The 16742-nt window shown below is 65.4% G+C and carries 20 protein-coding genes; 14 read left to right on the top strand and 6 right to left on the bottom strand.

What is annotated here, in order from left to right; translation table 11 throughout:
- Positions 1-2: 2 nt before the first annotated feature.
- From AC1D0O_RS03490 to AC1D0O_RS03480, 3 genes are all read right to left on the bottom strand, one after another.
- Positions 3-485, bottom strand: coding sequence for a RidA family protein (locus AC1D0O_RS03490; protein ID WP_477652154.1), 483 nt, complete (start codon positions 483-485; stop codon positions 3-5).
- A gap of 58 nt (positions 486-543) precedes the next feature.
- Positions 544-1179 carry a LysE family translocator gene (locus tag AC1D0O_RS03485; RefSeq protein WP_477652153.1) on the bottom strand — a complete coding sequence of 212 codons (636 nt, stop codon included), beginning with the start codon at positions 1177-1179 and terminating at the stop codon, positions 544-546.
- 63 nt (positions 1180-1242) lie between these two features.
- Positions 1243-1611, bottom strand: a complete 369-nt coding sequence (locus AC1D0O_RS03480) for a hypothetical protein (protein ID WP_477652152.1) — start codon at positions 1609-1611, stop codon at positions 1243-1245.
- 191 nt (positions 1612-1802) lie between these two features.
- Here AC1D0O_RS03480 and AC1D0O_RS03475 point away from each other — a divergent pair, with 191 nt between their 5' ends.
- The gene (locus AC1D0O_RS03475; protein WP_477652151.1) at positions 1803-3263 is read left to right on the top strand and encodes an aminotransferase-like domain-containing protein; all 1461 of its coding nucleotides are present in this window, start codon (positions 1803-1805) and stop codon (positions 3261-3263) included.
- 4 nt (positions 3264-3267) lie between these two features.
- Here the strand turns inward: AC1D0O_RS03475 and rhtB are convergent, their stop codons facing one another.
- Positions 3268-3918: a homoserine/homoserine lactone efflux protein gene (gene rhtB, locus AC1D0O_RS03470; protein WP_477652150.1), complete on the bottom strand. Its 651-nt coding sequence runs from the start codon at positions 3916-3918 to the stop codon at positions 3268-3270.
- Positions 3919-4019: 101 nt separating this feature from the next.
- Here rhtB and AC1D0O_RS03465 point away from each other — a divergent pair, with 101 nt between their 5' ends.
- The 4 genes from AC1D0O_RS03465 to AC1D0O_RS03450 are packed head-to-tail and all read left to right on the top strand — an operon-like array spanning position 4020 to position 6867.
- Positions 4020-4823 (top strand): MlaE family ABC transporter permease, encoded by an 804-nt coding sequence (locus AC1D0O_RS03465; RefSeq protein ID WP_477652149.1) that lies wholly within the window; start codon positions 4020-4022, stop codon positions 4821-4823.
- A 22-nt stretch (positions 4824-4845) separates the two neighbouring features.
- Positions 4846-5880: an MlaD family protein gene (locus AC1D0O_RS03460; RefSeq protein ID WP_477652148.1), complete on the top strand. Its 1035-nt coding sequence runs from the start codon at positions 4846-4848 to the stop codon at positions 5878-5880.
- Entirely contained in the window at positions 5877-6551 is a 675-nt protein-coding gene (locus tag AC1D0O_RS03455) for a hypothetical protein (RefSeq protein WP_477652147.1), read from the top strand. Before AC1D0O_RS03460 ends, AC1D0O_RS03455 begins: the two co-directional genes overlap by 4 nt.
- 10 nt (positions 6552-6561) lie before the next feature.
- Positions 6562-6867, top strand: a complete 306-nt coding sequence (locus tag AC1D0O_RS03450; protein ID WP_477652146.1) for a hypothetical protein — start codon at positions 6562-6564, stop codon at positions 6865-6867.
- Between the two features lie 12 nt (positions 6868-6879).
- On the opposite strand, the gene AC1D0O_RS03445 is transcribed toward AC1D0O_RS03450, so the two are convergent.
- The gene (locus tag AC1D0O_RS03445) at positions 6880-7119 is read right to left on the bottom strand and encodes a hypothetical protein (RefSeq protein ID WP_477652145.1); all 240 of its coding nucleotides are present in this window, start codon (positions 7117-7119) and stop codon (positions 6880-6882) included.
- A gap of 147 nt (positions 7120-7266) precedes the next feature.
- On the opposite strand from AC1D0O_RS03445, the gene AC1D0O_RS03440 reads away from it, so the two are divergent.
- Both AC1D0O_RS03440 and AC1D0O_RS03435 read left to right on the top strand, forming a co-directional pair.
- Positions 7267-7719, top strand: a complete 453-nt coding sequence (locus AC1D0O_RS03440; protein ID WP_477652144.1) for a nuclear transport factor 2 family protein — start codon at positions 7267-7269, stop codon at positions 7717-7719.
- 24 nt (positions 7720-7743) lie between these two features.
- On the top strand, positions 7744-8208 hold the full coding sequence (locus AC1D0O_RS03435) for a MerR family transcriptional regulator (protein WP_477652143.1): 465 nt from the start codon (positions 7744-7746) through the stop codon (positions 8206-8208).
- On the opposite strand, the gene AC1D0O_RS03430 is transcribed toward AC1D0O_RS03435, so the two are convergent.
- On the bottom strand, positions 8205-8765 hold the full coding sequence (locus AC1D0O_RS03430) for a TetR/AcrR family transcriptional regulator (RefSeq protein WP_477652142.1): 561 nt from the start codon (positions 8763-8765) through the stop codon (positions 8205-8207). The genes AC1D0O_RS03435 and AC1D0O_RS03430 overlap by 4 nt on opposite strands.
- Before the next feature lie 99 nt (positions 8766-8864).
- On the opposite strand from AC1D0O_RS03430, the gene AC1D0O_RS03425 reads away from it, so the two are divergent.
- From AC1D0O_RS03425 to AC1D0O_RS03395, 7 genes are all read left to right on the top strand, one after another.
- Positions 8865-9332, top strand: coding sequence for a nuclear transport factor 2 family protein (locus AC1D0O_RS03425; protein WP_477652141.1), 468 nt, complete (start codon positions 8865-8867; stop codon positions 9330-9332).
- Between the two features lie 149 nt (positions 9333-9481).
- Complete coding sequence (locus tag AC1D0O_RS03420; RefSeq protein ID WP_477652140.1) at positions 9482-10006, top strand: hypothetical protein; 525 nt, start codon at positions 9482-9484, stop codon at positions 10004-10006.
- Entirely contained in the window at positions 10003-11259 is a 1257-nt protein-coding gene (locus AC1D0O_RS03415) for an Hsp70 family protein (RefSeq protein WP_477652139.1), read from the top strand. The genes AC1D0O_RS03420 and AC1D0O_RS03415 overlap by 4 nt, the downstream gene beginning before the upstream one ends.
- 250 nt (positions 11260-11509) lie before the next feature.
- Positions 11510-13630 (top strand): TonB-dependent receptor domain-containing protein, encoded by a 2121-nt coding sequence (locus tag AC1D0O_RS03410; protein WP_477652138.1) that lies wholly within the window; start codon positions 11510-11512, stop codon positions 13628-13630.
- A 155-nt stretch (positions 13631-13785) separates the two neighbouring features.
- Positions 13786-14127, top strand: a complete 342-nt coding sequence (locus AC1D0O_RS03405; protein WP_477652137.1) for a helix-turn-helix domain-containing protein — start codon at positions 13786-13788, stop codon at positions 14125-14127.
- A complete protein-coding gene (locus AC1D0O_RS03400; protein WP_477652136.1) occupies positions 14127-15473 on the top strand; it encodes a type II toxin-antitoxin system HipA family toxin in 1347 nt (448 codons plus the stop codon). Before AC1D0O_RS03405 ends, AC1D0O_RS03400 begins: the two co-directional genes overlap by 1 nt.
- A gap of 454 nt (positions 15474-15927) precedes the next feature.
- Complete coding sequence (locus tag AC1D0O_RS03395) at positions 15928-16740, top strand: hypothetical protein (RefSeq protein ID WP_477652135.1); 813 nt, start codon at positions 15928-15930, stop codon at positions 16738-16740.
- Positions 16741-16742 lie beyond the last annotated feature (2 nt).

Here is a 16742-nt window from a genome sequence, read left to right as displayed (position 1 = left end):
GCCTAGTTGGGCGTGACGGCGGCGATCAGGTCCAGCTCGACTGCTGCGTTCTTGGGCAGCTGCGCGACGCCCACCGAGGTGCGCGTATGCGTGCCGGCCGTACCCAGCACCGTGTGCAGCAGTTCCGACGCGGCATCGGCCACCTCGCTTTGCTGGGTGAAGTCGGCCGTGGACTGGGTGTAGACCGTGACGCGCAGGATTTGCGCTATGCGGTCCAGGCTGCCCAGGCTTTGCCGTAGCAGCACCAGCGCGCGCATGGCGCAGACCCTGGCCGCCAGCTGGGCCTGGGCCAGCGATACGTCCGCCCCGGCGCGGCCGGTGACGACGACCGTGCTGCCCACACGCGGCACCTGGCCGCTGACGTAGACGGTGTCGCCGTGCCTCAGGGTGGACACATAGTTGCCGCCTATCTTGATCTCGCCTTCAAAACTGTAGCCGAGGGCGGCTTCCTGGGCGGCAAAACGGGCGTCGCGTGAATCTTCCATGGCAGGGACTTTCTTGGGGGGGGTTATATATAGAGGGGAAGGCAGAAGTCCAGGGGAATCAGCTGGGGCTTTTGAGCCGCAGCAGGCTTAAGCCCAGCAGGCCGAAGGCGCCGCCGCAGATGCGGTTGAACACCCGGGCCCGGCGTGGCGTGCCGAACCAGCGGTGCGTGTGGCGCGCAAGCAGCACGTAAGCCATGTGCGAGACCAGTACGCAGGCGGCGAACGCGCTGGTCAGCGCCAGGAACTGCGGCAGCACCGGCGCTTCGGGATGGATGAACTGGGGAAACAGCGCGGTGAAAAACAGGATGCTTTTCGGGTTGGTCAGCGCCACCAGCAGGCCCTGGCGGAACAGCGCGGCATTGCTTTTGCCCGGCAGCGATTGTTCCGGCAAGGGCGCGTCGAACATCGAAGTCTTGCTGGTCCACTGGCGCCAGCCGAGGTAGACCAGGTAAACCGCGCCCACAGTTTTCAGGACAGCGAACAGCCAGGCCGAGGTGTGCAGCAAAGTGCCCAGGCCGGCCATGGCCGCGGCCGACACCGAAAACACGCCCAGCACATTGCCGGAAGAGCTCCACAGCGTCTTGCGCGGCCCCCAGGCCACGGCATTGGAAACCGCCAGCAAAATGCCCGGCCCAGGGCTGAGCGCGGTCACAAGTGAAATGGTGATGAACAAAAGCCAGGCGGAAGTGGTCATGGGCGTGGGTGAAAAGGAAAAAGGAAAAGGGCAGGGGTGAGGGTCGAATTTAGCGTGCCGGCTTTAAACCGGTTTGGCGCCGCGGTATCGGCCGCGCGCGGCGTGGGTGATTTCTGAAAGGCGGCTCAACCCTCTACTGACCGCAGCCGTCAGCGCTTCCCACAGCGAAACGCGGGCCGGCTGGCTCACGATGCAGGCCGCGCCGCCATGCTGGGCGGTCACCGTGATCCAGCCGTCCTGGTTGACGGTGTGTGCTTGTCCCGCCTCCAGCACCGCGTCATGGCAAACGACCTGTTCGCCCAGCCAGCGCGGCGCGCCCGTCACCAGCAGCGTGCCGGAGGTGCTGATCAGCGCGCTGCCGGCCTTGCTGTGGAAGAACAGGGATTCACCTGCGTCAAGTTCAAGGCGACGGGAAGCAAAGCGGTGTTCCATGGCGGCTCCATTGCAGGGTTGATGAACTGGGGTGGGCATGGCTGCAAGGTTAAGGAAAGCGCCGGATTCCCGACAGATGCACACAAGGCCTTTCTGTATCGGTACAGAAGACTTTTTCTTCATCTGTTATGGTCTGATTTCGCTCCATCTGTGGCTGTGTCGCCGCAGCCCCTTCACGGATCATTCAAGCCATGGACGTGTTACCCCTGACGCAACAACCCCTCTACCTGCGGCTTTCCAGCCACTACCGGCAGGCCATCCAGTCCGGCGTGCTGATGCCCGGCGAACGCATGCCTTCGGTCAGGGCGCTGACGCGGCTGCACCAGGTCAGCCTCTCCACCGCGGTGGAGGCCTGCCATACGCTGGAGGATGAAGGCTTGCTGGAGGCGCGGCCGCGGTCCGGCTACTTTGTGCTCAAGCGGCGGCGCACCGACCTGCAGCCGCCCAGCGAGCCCGAGTTGGGCCGCAAGCTGGACCCGGCCCAGTACGTCGGCATCCATGACCGCGTCTCCGACTTTGTCGCCAAGTGCGACTTCTATCCGCTGGTCACCAACCTGGCGGGTACTTACGGCTCGCCCGATATGTACCCCGCCGAGGCGCTCAAGAACGCCGCCACGCGGACCTTGCGCAAGCATCCCTTCCTGCTGGTGAGCGCGCCCGATTTTTTGCACGATTCACCGCTCAATGCGGTGCTGGCCAAACGCGCGCTGGACGCCGGCATGCAGCTGTCGCCCGAGGACATTCTGGTGACCCACGGCTGCATAGAGGCGCTCAACATCGCCTTGCGCGCGGTGGCGCAGCCCGGCGACACCGTCGCGGTGGAATCCCCCACTTACCACGGCCTGCTGCAAATCCTCGAAAGCCTGGGCCTGCGCGCGCTGGAGATCCCCACCAGTCCGCAGCAGGGCATTTCCGTCGAGGCGCTGGACCTTGCCCTGCGCACCCACGACCGCATACGCGCCGTGGTGGTCATGCCCAACTTCCACAATCCGCTGGGCAGCGTCATGCCCGACACCGAAAAAGAAAAGCTGGTGCGGCTGTGCGAGCGCCAGCAGATCGCGCTGATTGAAGACGACACCTATGGCGCGCTGGGCCCCGACGATGTCCCGCTCAAGGCCGCCAAGGCCTGGGACCACGATGGCTCGGTGATTTACTGCGCCTCGCTGCGCAAGACACTGGCGCCCGGCCTGCGCCTGGGCTGGGTCGCCGGCGGCCGCTGGCAGGCCCGCATCCAGATGATTAAGTACGCGCAAAGCCGCGCCAATGAAACCCTGGCCCAGTACACCGTGGCCGAGTTCATGGCCTCCAGCGCCTATGACCGCCACATGGCCAGGCTGCGCCGCATGCTCAACGCGCAGCGCGAGCAGATGGCCGAAGCCATCGCGGCCCATTTCCCGCCCGGCACCCGCTTGTCGGTGCCCCGGGGCAGCATGATGCTGTGGGTGGAACTGCCGGCCGGCACCTCGGCGCAGGCCGTTTTCGACACCGCCATACGCCAGGGCATACGGGTCGCGCCAGGCTCCATGTTTTCGAATTCGAACCGCTTCGACAATTTTCTGCGCATCAGCTGTGGCGCGCCGTTTTCCAGCCAGGCCGATGAGGCGCTGCGTACGCTGGCAGCCATCGTCTCGGCCCAGGTGGTGAAAGCTTGAGAGGCTAGTGCGCCGCCGCGTGGCTGCGCTTCACAAAGAACAGGCCCGCGCCCACCGCCATCAGCATGCCGCCGAAGATGCGGTTCTGCAGCCGTACCGCGCGCGCATTCTTGAAAAAGGTTTGCAAACGGCTGGCTGCGAAGGCATAGCCGTGCATCACCACGGTGTCTACCGCCACCGTGGTCACGGCCATCACCAGCAACTGCGGCCAGAGCGGCCGGCTGGGGCTGATGAATTGCGGCAGCACCGCCACCATGAACAGAATGCCTTTGGGGTTGGTCACATTGGTCAGCAGCCCGGTGAAAAAGCGCCGCCTGGCCGAGAGGTCGTTGCCATCGGCAACGCCGGCCTCGCCATCCGGCGCAATGCCGTTTGATGAACGCCACTGCGCCAAGCCGATGTAGATCAGGTAGGCCGCGCCCAGGATTTTGACGACGCTGAAAGCCAGCTCCGACGCCACCAGCAGCGAACCCACGCCCGCACCCGCCACCAGCAGGATGACGACCAGCCCGATCTGCAAACCGGCAATCGTCGCGCGCGTGCGCCGCATGCCAAAACTCAGGCCATGGCTCATGGCCAGTACCGCGCCCGAACCCGGGGACAAGGCAATCAGGATGGAGGCAAGGAAGTAGGCGGTCCAGGTGTCGAGGGCCATGGTGTATTTGCGATCAGGGAGGTATGAAGAAGGGGTGAGGGGAGGGCAAAACGCCTGCCATCCTACATGGAACCGGCAAGGCCCGCGGGTATCATGCCCGGATGGCATCCAAGGCACACGGACAGGATCGACTCACGCAAACCGGCCGTGCCGCGCAGCAGTGGGTGATCGAGTGGTGGCGGCTGGTGCACCTGGGGGCGCTGATCCTGGTGCTGACGCTGTCGCCTTCAAGTTACAGCCCGCAAAGCCGCGCGATCCTGGCGCGCCACATCTATATCAACACGGCGCCGATTCTTTTGTGGTTCACCGTGCTGTGCGCGCTGGTGACCGTGGTGTTGACGCGCATCGTGCTGGTGACGGCGCTCAGCTACGGGCTGTCGCAGTATGCCCTGCAGGTGGTGATTCGGGTGCTGGTGCTGGAACTGATCCCGCTGACGGCGGCGCTGTTTGTGGCGCTGCGCTGCACGATTCCCGACGGCGCGGAATTGACGGCCATGCAGGCTAGCGGCGAGCTCGACGAAATGCGGCGCAAGGGCATCGAGCCTGTGCGGCGCGAGGTGCTGCCGCGCGTGGTAGCGGGCATGTTTTCGGGCATCACACTGGCGGCGCTCAGCTGTGTGGTGGCGCTGGTGGTGGCCTACATCGCGACCTACGGCTTTACGCTTTCGGGCCTGGCGTCTTACACCCGGCTCTTCGGCCAGGTGTTCAGCCCGGCGGTCACGCTGATCTTTGTGCTCAAGACCCTGTTTTTCTGCCTGGCCGTGTCGCTGATTCCGATGGCTTCGGCGCTGTACGGCATGTCCGAAGCCAGCGTGCGCACCAGCGCCGAGATGCGCGGGCTGGTGCGCATGTTTGCCGTGATTTTGCTGATCGAAGTGGCGTCGCTGGTCGGCAATTACTATTGACTCAACAAAAAAAGTACATCCCATGAGTTCACCCCACGACACCCCCAACCCATCACCGCCGCCGCCGGGCCGGCCGGACCCGCTGCAGCCCTCGCGCGAGACGGAGTCCTCGCCGGCAGAAATCGCCGGCCTGGAGTTCAAGGCCAGGCTGCTGCTGCTCTTCATGCTGCTGCTGGTGTGCGGCTCGGCGCTGTATGTGATGTATGCCCGCGGCGCGTTTGAATCAACCCAGCGCCTGGTTCTGATCGCCGACGATTCGGACGGCGTGGTGGTCGGCATGGACCTGACCTTCTCGGGTTTCCCGATCGGCCGGGTCAACCGCGTCGAGCTGGCCGCCGACGGCAAGGCCCGCATCCTGGTCGACGTGGCCGCCAAGGACGCGCACTGGCTGCGCACCAGCAGCGTGTTCACGCTGGTGCGCGGGCTGGTCGGCGGCACAGGCTTGCGCGCATACACCGGGCTGCTGAACGACCCGCTGCTGCCCGAGGGCGCGGAGCGTACCGTGCTGTTGGGCGATGCCGCTGCCGAGGTCCCCAAGGTGGTCGCCGCGGCCAAGGAGCTGATCGAAAACCTCAACACCCTGACCGGTGAGGGCGGCGCGGTGGGCGCCAGCCTGGCCAACGTCAAAACCCTGACCGACCGGCTCAACGGCCCGGGCGGCGCGCTCACGGTGCTGCTGGGCAGCGAGGCCGAAGCGAAAAAATTCGCCGCCACGCTGGATCGCACGAATGCGCTGCTTACCAAGCTGGACGGCCTGGCCGCCAAGACCGACACCCAGGTCTTCGGTGACAAGGGCCTGATGCCGGAAACCCGCGCCACCGTGGTACAGCTCAACACCATGCTGGGCGAGGCCCGCACCAGCCTCAAGAAGGTCGATGCGCTGCTGCAGGACGCCCAGGCGGTGACCCGCAACGCCAAGGATGCCACCGCCGACCTCGGCGCGCTGCGCGCCGACGTGGAGGCCAGCCTGCGCAAGGTGGAAGGCCTGATCAACGAGATCAGCCGCAAATGGCCTTTCGCCAAGGATGCGAGCGAGGCGGAGATGAAACTGCCATGAACACCACCGCCACAAAACTTGCCGTGTTGCTGGCTGCCGCCGGGCTGCTGGCCGCCTGTTCCAGCGGCCCGCGCGCGCCGGACTGGCAACTGGAAGCCAAAGGCTCCATGGACCGTTCCGTCGCCGCCTATATGGAAGGCAACAGCCGCGTCGAGATGGCCGAACTGGAGCGCGCGCGCGGCCAGCTCACGCGCTCGGGCCGCGCAGACCTGCTGGCCACGGCCGAACTGCTGCATTGCGCGACACGTGTCGCCAGCCTGGTGCTGGACGAGCCCTGCGCCGGTTTTGAAAAACTGCGCCCGGATGCCACCGAAGCCCAGCGGGCCTATGCCGATTACCTCAAGGGCGGGGTCCAGCCGCAGGGGATTGCCTTGCTGCCCGAATCGCAACGCGCCGCCGCGGCCGGCAATGCGGGCGTGCTGGCCGGCATCACCGACCCGCTGTCGAAGCTGGTGGCGGCTGGTGTGCTGCTGCAAACCGGCAAGGCCAGCCCGGCCGTGATCAGCCAGGCGATCGATACCGCCTCGGCCCAGGGTTGGCGGCGCCCGCTGCTGGCCTGGCTGGGCGTGGAGCTGCGCCGGGTGGAGCAGGGCGGCGATGCCGCCGAAGCCGATCGCCTGCGCCGCCGCATCGAATTGACGCAGAACATTCCGGCGCCTGCGCAGCCATGAAGGAAATCCTGTGAGTTACAGGCTCAGGCTCTACGCCTATGAAGACGCGTCCGAGGGAGAACTGCAGGCGGCCGAGCAGCGCTTCAGGACGGCGCTGGAGGCCGCGCTGGGCCATGAAAGCCTGGTGCTGCCGGTCTACAACGCCTATATGCGGCTGGTCTCGACCTATGGCGAATCACCTGCGGAAGATGTGCTGTCGGCCGACGAGCTGGAGGTATTCAGCCAATGGCAGGCTGCGGAATTGGCGGCTGTCACGGCGGCTTTGGGGCCGAATCGTTATATGGGCGATGCCCAGTTCGAGATCCGCCCGGCCTAGCGGAGAGTCTTCTCAGGGCGAGCGGCTGAGCCGCGGCGAGGCCAGTGCCTGCAACTGGTCGGAAATCGCGGTGTCGACAGGGGCGAGCTGCTTGAGAAGCTGCGCCTTTTCGAGCGCGGCATGCAGTTGCCGCAAATCCTTGCTGCTGGTGGTGGCCTTGATCTGGGCGAGCGCCGCGGTGGTGTTGCCGGTTTTCAGCACCGCCAGCATTTTGCTGACCCATTCGCTGGTGGCAGGTCGTTTCTGGTTCATGGGGCATTGTAGGGTTGCCCTGCAAAACAACAACGCTGCCATGGCGGGGCTTGACCTTGAGTGCACTCAAGGTTTTCCAATTCCTTCAAGCCCTCGCAAATTGCCGGGCCCCACACCCGGTGTGACGGGCATTCAAGGAGCTTCCTCATGAACACAGCATCCACTACGAACACCACCGACGCCAACAGGCAACACATCCGCCAGGTCATGGCCGAACTGGACAAAGGCAATGGAACGGCTTTTGTCGACGCCATGGCCGACGATTTTTCATGGACCATCCCGGGCGACACGCCGTGGTCGCGCACCTACAGCGGCAAGCTGGTGGTGATCAATGAACTGCTGCGGCCCCTGTACGCCCAGTTCGCCACGCCCTATGTCAGCACCACGCGCCGCGTGATGGCCGACGGTGACATGGTCATCATCGAATTTGAAGGGCGGGTCACGACAAAGGCCGGCAAGGCCTACAACAACCGTTATTGCTACGTCTGCCGCATGGAAGACGGGAAGATGAAGGACTTGATGGAGTACCTCGACACCGCGCTGGTGAGTTCGGCGCTGGAAGCGCCTTCTTCGTCAGCGTCCACTGCGCTTGCCGCCTGAGCCGCGTCTGCCTACAGTTGGGGCATGGCTGAAAACTTCCTGATCGGGCAACTTGCCGCGCGCACCGGGCGCAGCGTGCACACCATACGCTGGTATGAGGCCCAGGGCCTGATTCCTGGCGTGGCGCGCGACGCCGGGCGCCGCCGCGTCTACGGCGAGCTGCACATCAGCTGGCTGGACCTGATGGACAGGCTGCGGCGCACCGGCATGTCGATCGCCGAAATGCGCGAATACACGGCGCTGGTCAAGCAGGGCAGCGGCACCCTCACCAAACGGCAGGCGCTGCTATCGGCACACCGCGAGCAGGTCAAGGGCATGATTGCCGAATGGCAGCTCGCGCTCAGGCTGCTGGACAGAAAAATCGACTTCTACGACGAGTGGGTGGCTTCGGGTAAACGGCCGGCGGTGAAGGTGGCGAAGATTGCCGGGCCTGCGCGGCCGGCGCTTAAATCCCGGGCCAAGGCTAAGCCGCGACCCGTGAAGGCCTAACCGGCGGGAGCGTCCAGCGCATCCAGCAGCAGGCGCAGGCCCGCCAGCGCCGATTCAGCGCTTTCCATCTGCGCCCGAACGATGGCGCCGTCCACAGCCAGCGCCGCCGCGCCGGCGAGGGCTTGCTGGCCCGGCCCGGCGGGCAGCAGGCCGGCAATCACCTGCCGCATGTCGTTTTTGTGGTTTTGCGCGATCGGCGCCACGCCGGGCAGGGCGCCGGCTTCGGCCATGGCGTTGATGAAGGCGCAGCCGCGAAACAGCGGGTCGGCAAACCATTCGGCCAGCGCGGGCAGCAACGGCGCCAAGCCGCCGCCCGCCGCTGCGCCGTGCCGCCCCAGGGCGTCGACAAACCAGGCCATCCAGCGCTCGTGGCGGTAATCTAGAAAGGTGCGTATCAGCTCGTCCTTGCTGGGAAAGCAGCGGTAGAAGGTGAGCTTGGCCACGCCGGATTCGGCAATGATGCGGTCTATGCCGGTGGCGCGCAGGCCGTCGCGGTAGAACAGGTCGTGCGCGGTGAGCAGGATGCGGTCGCGCGGGGAGGGGGTGGAGACGTCCATGGCGCGATTGTAGACAAGTCTGTCTACCTGTGCCAGAATCGCGGCGAGTAGACAAGTCTGTCTACCATCTTTCCCCCATCTCACCCAAAGGACTCCACCATGGAAACCCGGCCGCCCCTTCCGCCCTTTACCCACGACATCGCGGTGCAGAAAGTCCGCGCCGCCGAAGACGGCTGGAACACGCGCGACCCGCAGCGCGTGTCGATGGCCTACACGGCGCAAAGCCGTTGGCGCAACCGCGCCGAGTTCGTCACCGGCCGCGAGGAAATCGTCGGCCTGCTGTCGCGCAAATGGGCGCGTGAACTCGACTACCGGCTCATCAAGGAACTGTGGGCCTTTGGCGGCAACCGTATCGCCGTGCGCTTTGCCTACGAGTGGCATGACGATGCCGGGAACTGGTTCCGCTCCTACGGCAATGAAAACTGGGAGTTCGACGAGAACGGCCTGATGGCAGTGCGCCACGCCAGCATCAACGACCTGCCCATCAAGGCGGCCGATCGCAAATTCCACTGGCCGCTGGGGCGCCGGCCCGACGACCATCCCAGCCTGAGCGACCTCGGGATGTAAGGGGTTTAAGAGTGGTTTGGGTAAGTTTGGGTAGGGGCTGTAAAATCCACGTCCCCCATGCGCGCCGTGTTGGTTGAAGGCGGTGCGTGACCTGAATTTGCCCCCGGCCTGCACCTGCAGCTGGGGCGCCCCACCCGAGTGACCGCGTTTTGACAGACTCCCACACCCCGCCGGCCGGCCCGGACCACGAATCCCCCCACGACGACCAGCCCATCATCCAGGAGCCACGGCTTTGGTGCGGCGACGGCTGGACGGCCAAGGTGATCAAGAATGAAGACGACGACGGCTGGGCCGTCGCGATGATCAAGGACGGCGAACCCGAGCCCGCGCTGGTCGGCCCCTGGACCATGGGCCGCGACAAGAAAAATCCCAAGCCGCTGGACGGGCCCGCCTTCAGCACGCTGGTCAAGACGGCTTCGGAGTTCGTGCGCAGGCATGAGCAGCAGCTGCATGCCACGCTGCACCAGAGCATCACCGTGACCGCCAACGCGGCGCGCCTGACCATCTCGCTGGACATCGTTCCCGATGAGGACAACCCGCACGGCCTGCTCAGCGCCGCCGATGAAACCGGCGAGCAGCTGGCGCAGGTGCGCGTGGCGCCGTCCTTCAAGCTCAACCGCGCCAGCGCCGTGGCCTGGGCCGAAAACGGCTTCGCCAAGCCGGCCGGGCGGTGAGCGGCGCCCCGGCCTGCGGGATCGACTTCGGCACCTCCAACTCCACGGCGGGCTGGAGCCGGCCCGGGCTCCCGGCATTGCTCCCGCTGGAAGGCGGCAAGCCGACGCTGCCTTCGGTGGTGTTCTTCCATGCGGAAGACGAGCATGTGAGCTACGGCCGCGCGGCGTTGGCCGACTATCTGGCCGGTTATGAAGGGCGGCTGATGCGCTCGCTCAAAAGCCTGCTGGGCACGGCCATGATCGACGACCACACCGAAGTCGCCGGCCGCGCGCTGCCGTTTCGCGTGCTCCTGGCGCAGTTCATCGGCGAACTGAAACACCGCGCCGAAAAAGCTGCGGACCAGTCCTTCAGCCGCGCGGTGCTGGGCCGCCCGGTGTTTTTTGTGGACGACGACGCCACGGCCGACAAGAAAGCCGAAAACACCCTGGCCGAGATCGCCCACGCGGTCGGCCTGAAAGACATCGCCTTCCAGTACGAGCCAATCGCCGCGGCCTTCGACTACGAGTCGCAGATCAGGCGCGAAGAGCTGGTGCTGGTGGTGGACATCGGCGGCGGTACGTCAGACTTCGCGCTGGTGCGCCTGTCGCCCGAGCGCGCGAAAAAAGCCGAGCGGCGCGACGACATCCTGGCCAGCGGCGGCGTGCACATAGGCGGCACCGACTTCGACAAATACCTGAGCCTGGCCAGCGTGATGCCCACGCTGGGCCTGGGCAGCCGGCTGGCGAGCGGGCTGGAGGTGCCCTCGGCCCAGTACTTCAACCTGGCGACCTGGCACACCATCAACCAGGTCTACAGCAAGAAATCCTGGACGCAGATCAGCGACATCCGGCGCGGCGCGGTCGACAAGGACAAGCTGGACCGCCTGCAGAACCTGGTGCGCGAGCGCGCCGGCCACTGGCTGGCCATGCAGGTGGAAGCGGCCAAGATCGCGCTGTCCGATGCGCCCGAAGCCATCATGGATTTGGGACGCATCGCTCCGGGGGAGACCTTGACCTTGCACCGGCCCGATTTTGACGGCGCCATCAGCGAACTTGTGGGCACGGTGTCACGCACCGTCGTGGCGCTGCTCAAGCATGCCGGCGTCGATGGGGACGATATCGACACGGTGTTCTTCACCGGCGGCTCCAGCGGGGTGCCCTTGCTGCGCGAGCAGATCTCCGCGTTGCTGCCCCAGGCGCGCAGCGTGGAAGGAGACCGCTTTGGCAGCATTGGCGCCGGGCTGGCGCTGGATGCGGTGCGCAAGTTCGGCTGAGGTGCCTTGCTCCCTCTCCCTTTGGGAGAGGGCAGGGGTGAGGGGCTGCGGCCTGTGCATGTGACGGTAGGTATTTATGCGCCGCTAGCCCTTACCCCAACCCTCTCCCAGGGGGAGAGGGGGTAAAACCGTTTTCCAGGCAGTCACGCCGTTTTTGCGGTGCCGGCCTACAGCCGTGCGGTGGCAAGGGCCGCGGCGGCAGGCTACGATGGCCCGGCCCTTGTCCATAGTCCATCGAGTGCCCGCTTTCATGCCTTACCGCCTTCGCCTCTCCGCGCTGGCCTTGTCGCCCTTGCTGGGCGCGACGGCGCTGGCCCAGTCGCTCGCGCCTGTCACGGTCAGCGCCACCCGCACCGAGCTGCCGCCCTTTGAGGTGCCGGCTTCGGTCGACGTCATCGACGGCGAGCGGCTTCGCGCCGACGGCCGCGCGCAGCTCAACCTCTCGGAAAGCCTGGCGCTGACGCCCGGGGTGCTGGCGCGTGATCGGCAGAACCAGGCGCAGGACCTGCAGTTGTCGGTGCGCGGCTTTGGGGCGCGCTCCACCTTTGGGGTGCGCGGCGTTCGTATTTATGTCGACGGCATCCCGGCCACCATGCCCGACGGCCAGGGCCAGCTCTCGCACATCGATCTGGGCTCGGCCAGCCGGGTGGAGGTCTTGCGCGGGCCGTTTTCGGCGCTGTACGGCAATTCGTCGGGCGGGGTGGTGCAGGTGTTCACCGAGCAGGGGCAGGGTCCGCCCACCCTCACGCCCAACCTTGCCTGGGGCAGCGATGGTTTTTACCGCAGCGGCCTGAAAGCCATGGGCAGTGCGGGCGCATTGGGCTACACCTTGAATGCCAGCCAATTCAGCAGCGATGGCTTCCGGGCGCACAGCGCGGCACGGCGTGACTTGGCGAATGCGCGCCTCGACTGGCAACTCGCCAACGGCGGGCAGCTCATGCTGGTGGCCAACCATGTGGACCTTCGCGCCGACGACCCGCTGGGCCTCAGCCGCGCGCAGTTTGACGCCGCGCCTCAAAGCGCCGACCCCTCGGCCACCCAGTTCAACACCCGCAAGACGGTGCGCCAGACCCAGCTGGGCGTGGTTTACGAGTTGCCGCTGGACGGCGGCAACCGGCTGCGCGCCATGGTCTACCAGGGCCAGCGCGCCACGGTGCAATACCAGGCGATTCCCGTGGCGGCGCAGGCCAGCCCGCTACACCCAGGCGGCGTGATCGATTTGAATCGCTCTTATGGCGGCGCGGACCTGCGCCTGACGGCGCAGGCGCAGCTGGCCGGTTTGCCGCTGGAGCTGGTGGCCGGCCTGGCTTACGACAGCCTTCGCGAGCAGCGCCTGGGCTTTCAGAACTTCAGCGGCGCCAGCCTGGGCGTGCAGGGCCCGCTGCGCCGTGATGAAACCAACCGCGTCAGCAGCCTGGATCCTTATGCGCAGGCCACCCTCAAACTTTCCCCGCGCTGGACCTTGCATGCGGGCTTGCGCCGCAGCACGGTACGCTTTGATTCGGCTGATCATTACGTGGCGGGGCCCAACAGCGATGACAGCGGCGGCGTGCGCTACAGCGCCACCTTGCCGGTAGCGGGCCTGCTGTATGCGCCCGCCGACAACCTGCGTTTGTACGCCACCGCCGGCAAGGGCTTTGAAACCCCGACGCTGAACGAGACCGCCTACCGCGCCGATGGCTCGACCGGGCTCAACCTGGGCTTGAAGCCGTCACGCAGCAACAACCTGGAGGTGGGCGCGAAAGGGCATACGCCGGCCGGTGCTGCCACCCGGCTGGAGTGGAGCGCGGCTGTGTTCCAGACCGCCACGCGGGATGAAATCGTCAGCCAGACCAATGTGGGCGGGCGCAGCACTTTCCAGAACGCCGGCGCCACCCGGCGCCGCGGGCTGGAACTGGTCTCCAGCCTGGCCTTGCCCGGCGACTGGCGGGTGCAGCTTTCCTATACCTGGCTGGACGCGCGTTACCGCGATGCGTTTTTGACCTGCGCGGCCACGCCTTGCGCCACACCCAATGTGGCGGTGCCGGCGGGCAACCGGATTCCCGGGATCGCGCGCTCCGCCCTGGCGCTGGAAGCCGGCTGGCGGCCGCTGCGGGGATGGCGCGCAGGCGTCGAGGCACGCTACCTGGGCAGTGTTCCCGTCAACGACCTTAATTCAGACGCGGCCGCCTCGTTTACCGTCGCGGCGGCGCATGTCGGTTATGCCGTGGAGGCGGGCGGCTGGAAGATGCTGGGCACGTTGCGGCTGGACAATCTTTTCAACAAAAAGTACGCGGGTTCCGTCATCGTCAACGAAGGCAACGGCCGTTACTTTGAACCAGCCGCGGGGCGGACTTGGCTGCTCTCGTGGATGGGCAGCTACGCGTTTTAGTTTTAGGACTCGCGTCCTTTTTTATTGATTTGCAATAAAACTATATAAAACTATCTTTTATTAATTAAAAGATAGGTTTATATAGATTTTTTCCCACCGCAAGCCAATAAATAGATAAAATACTATTGTTTTTTGAAAAAACGATATTTTTATTTATGAAAACATTGTCTGAAATCGCGACACGCCTCGAAGAGGAACGGCAAGGCCTGAAGCTGGACTACCAGGCCCTGGCCGAAAAGACGGGGCTCACGCCCTTGTCCGTTCGCAACGTGCTTCAAGGGCGCACCGCGCCGCGTATCACCACGCTGATGGCGATTGCCGACCAGCTGGGGCTGGAAGTGCTGCTGCTGCCCAAGGTGGTGGCCGCCGGGCTGCAGGCGCACGGTGTCCAGGAGCCCGCGCCGCCCGCCTTGTCGCGGGTGGACCGCATCGTGGCGGAGACCTCGCAGCTCGCTGCGGCTGCGGCAGGCATAAGGAAAACCAAAGGCCCTTGGTAATGAATGTCCTGGCGCTTGATATCTATCTGGGATCCCTGCGCGCCGGGCTGCTGTTCCAATACGGCACGGGCAGCACGGCGCTCACGCGCTTCATTCCCGACGAGGCCTTCTGGTCCAACCCGGCATCGCCGGTGTTTTCCTGGTCGGCCACGGACGACGACGCGCAGCGCCGCGAGATTTTCTGGCGCAGCTACGTCAATACGCCGTTCTTCAATGCCGAAGGCGGCCGCTTGCCGGCCTTCTTTCAAAACCTCTTGCCCGAAGGGCCGCTGCGCCGCCACCTGGAGCAACTGCGCGGTTGCGGGCCCAACGACCACTTCGACATGCTGGCCGCCTGCGGCACCGACCTGCCGGGCAACGTTTACGCCTACCCGGCGCACCTCGATACCCAGGCGCTGGCCGGCGTGGTCACCCAGCACCATGACGCGCTTGAGATGTCCGTCACTGCCGACCCGCTGCCCGATGCGACCTCGCTGTCGGGCGTGCAACCCAAGCTGGCGCTGGTGCAGCAGCAGGGGCGCTATGTGGCGCGCACCCGCGACGCCCAGGGCACACACATCATCGCCAAGCTGCCCACGGCGGAATTCGCTCTTTTGCCCGAGGTGGAAGAACTCTCGCTGCGCCTGGCTCAGGCCGCGGGTGTGGATGTCTGCGAGGCCTGGCTGGCGCCCATGGACGAGATCGTGGCGGAACAACCCTTTGTGCTCGGCGAGAGCCGCCATTTCCTGGCCGTCAAACGTTTTGACCGCGGGCCACAGGGGCATATCCACTGCGAGGACTTCGCACAGATTCTGCGCATCCAGCCCGAAGAAAAATACACCCATCCCGCAGCCAGCTATGCCGCCATGGCCAGGACGCTGCGCGAAGGCATGAGTTTGCCGGCCGAGGTGGGCGAGGGCGCGGCGGAAGAGTTGATACGCCGCGTGATGGTCAATGAGATGCTGGGCAACTACGACGCCCACGTGAAGAATTTCGGCGTGCTCTACCGCGACGGCCGCACGCCCGGCTTGTCCCCGGCCTACGACGTGGTGGCCTACGCTGCCTACCTGGGCGGGCGCGGCCATGCCTTGCGCTTTGTGCCTGGCGGGGAAAAGCAGGCCAGGCTGACGGCCCAGACCTTGCGCAGCTTCTGCAACGCCACCGGCATGTTTGAAACGCGCGTGCGCGGCGTGCTCAATGAAGCGGTGGGCAAGGCCTGCGAGACCTGGCCGGGGATGATTGAGGCCAGCAGCCTGCTGGAGCGGCAAAAGCAGAATCTGCTCAAGCACTTCGAAGCCTGCGACGCGGTGAAGAGCTGGCGAGCCCGTCGCGCGGCGGGCGCCAGGCGCAGGGCGCAAGCGCTTTAGAGGATGCTCCCTTGGCCGGGACCGGCAGCCCGCGGCTTGTGGAAAGCCACTCGCAGGACAACTATTGGCTAGCCACAATGCTCGGAAGAAGAGCTGGGAACCCAATGCCGACGTACCTGGCGTGCTACCGATTTCATAGTTTCCTTCCGGCCGGGAGCGGGGGCCGGGCTGCCGGCTCGCCAAACTGATGGCAACGTCTACTGCCTAATATTCGGGTCAACCCCGGGTAAACGCCTGCCTTTCCAGCAGGGTCGTCCGTATCATGGCCCGATGTATGCATGTCATACTTTGTTACTAAATCCGGTGACCGCAGCCAAACTGCCCCAATTGGCAAATGCCACCGCTTCTGGAGCCAAACATGCACTATTTGTCCCGTATTTCCCTTTCGCTGGCATTGGCAGCCGCATGCTTGGCACCGGCTGCCCAGGCACAAAGCTGCGACGGAGGGGCCTACATGAACCCCCAACTCTTCCGTGGTGAAGCAGCCTATCAAAGCGCCGTGGCGGAACAGGAAATGCATGCCTTCATCGGTCGCGCCGGCCTGCCGCAGACGCCCTTGTATGCCATCAAGAAAGTGGACGACATCACCGCATCGGGGCGGACGCCTTATTGCTGGGTCTACACCAACCAGGTCATCGGCCTGATGAGCGGCTACAAGCTCGTGGTGTTCAACAATGAAGTGGTCCAGCCAGCGGTGCTGGCGATTACCGCTGCCGGCAAGGCCGCGACCGACGCGGGCGCCGTGGCGCTGAAAACCCTGCCGCCGGCAGAGCAGAAAGCCGTGCTGGACCAGCTCCAGCGCTCCAAGTGCTTTGGTACGGCTGCCGGCGTGGAGGCTGCCATCGCGAAAGCCGAGGGCCTGTGCGGCAATGTGGAGGATGTCGCGCCGCAAGCCACCGTCGGCCAGCAGGGCCTGATTGCAAAAGCCGTCTTTGCGTGGGAGGAGCAGTCCTGGGCAGGCGTCGTTACCCGCGAGCCCGCCGCACTGGGCGTCAGCCTCAAGGGCCTCGCCGGGCGCTCCGAAAAAGTGCACCAGGCACGCCTCGTGGTGGTTCCGACCAAAGCCACCAGCGTCGGCTTTGGCCTGTACCTGCACGCCAGCGTGCCGGATGCCACCGTCAAGAAGGCCGTTGCCGCCTTCCAGGGTCTGACAGCACCGTCCAAGCCGCTCGCCGTCGCGCTGGACCTGGGCCCGCAATTCTCTTTTGTGGCACCGACAGCGGACCAGCTGGAGAAGATGCGCGCGGCGATCGGACTGGGCAAGTAGAG

The sequence above is a fragment of the Polaromonas sp. P1_F2 genome (assembly GCF_056405735.1).
The sequence above is the reverse complement of the archived record's forward strand: the minus strand, read 5'-3'. Positions and strand labels throughout refer to the sequence as shown.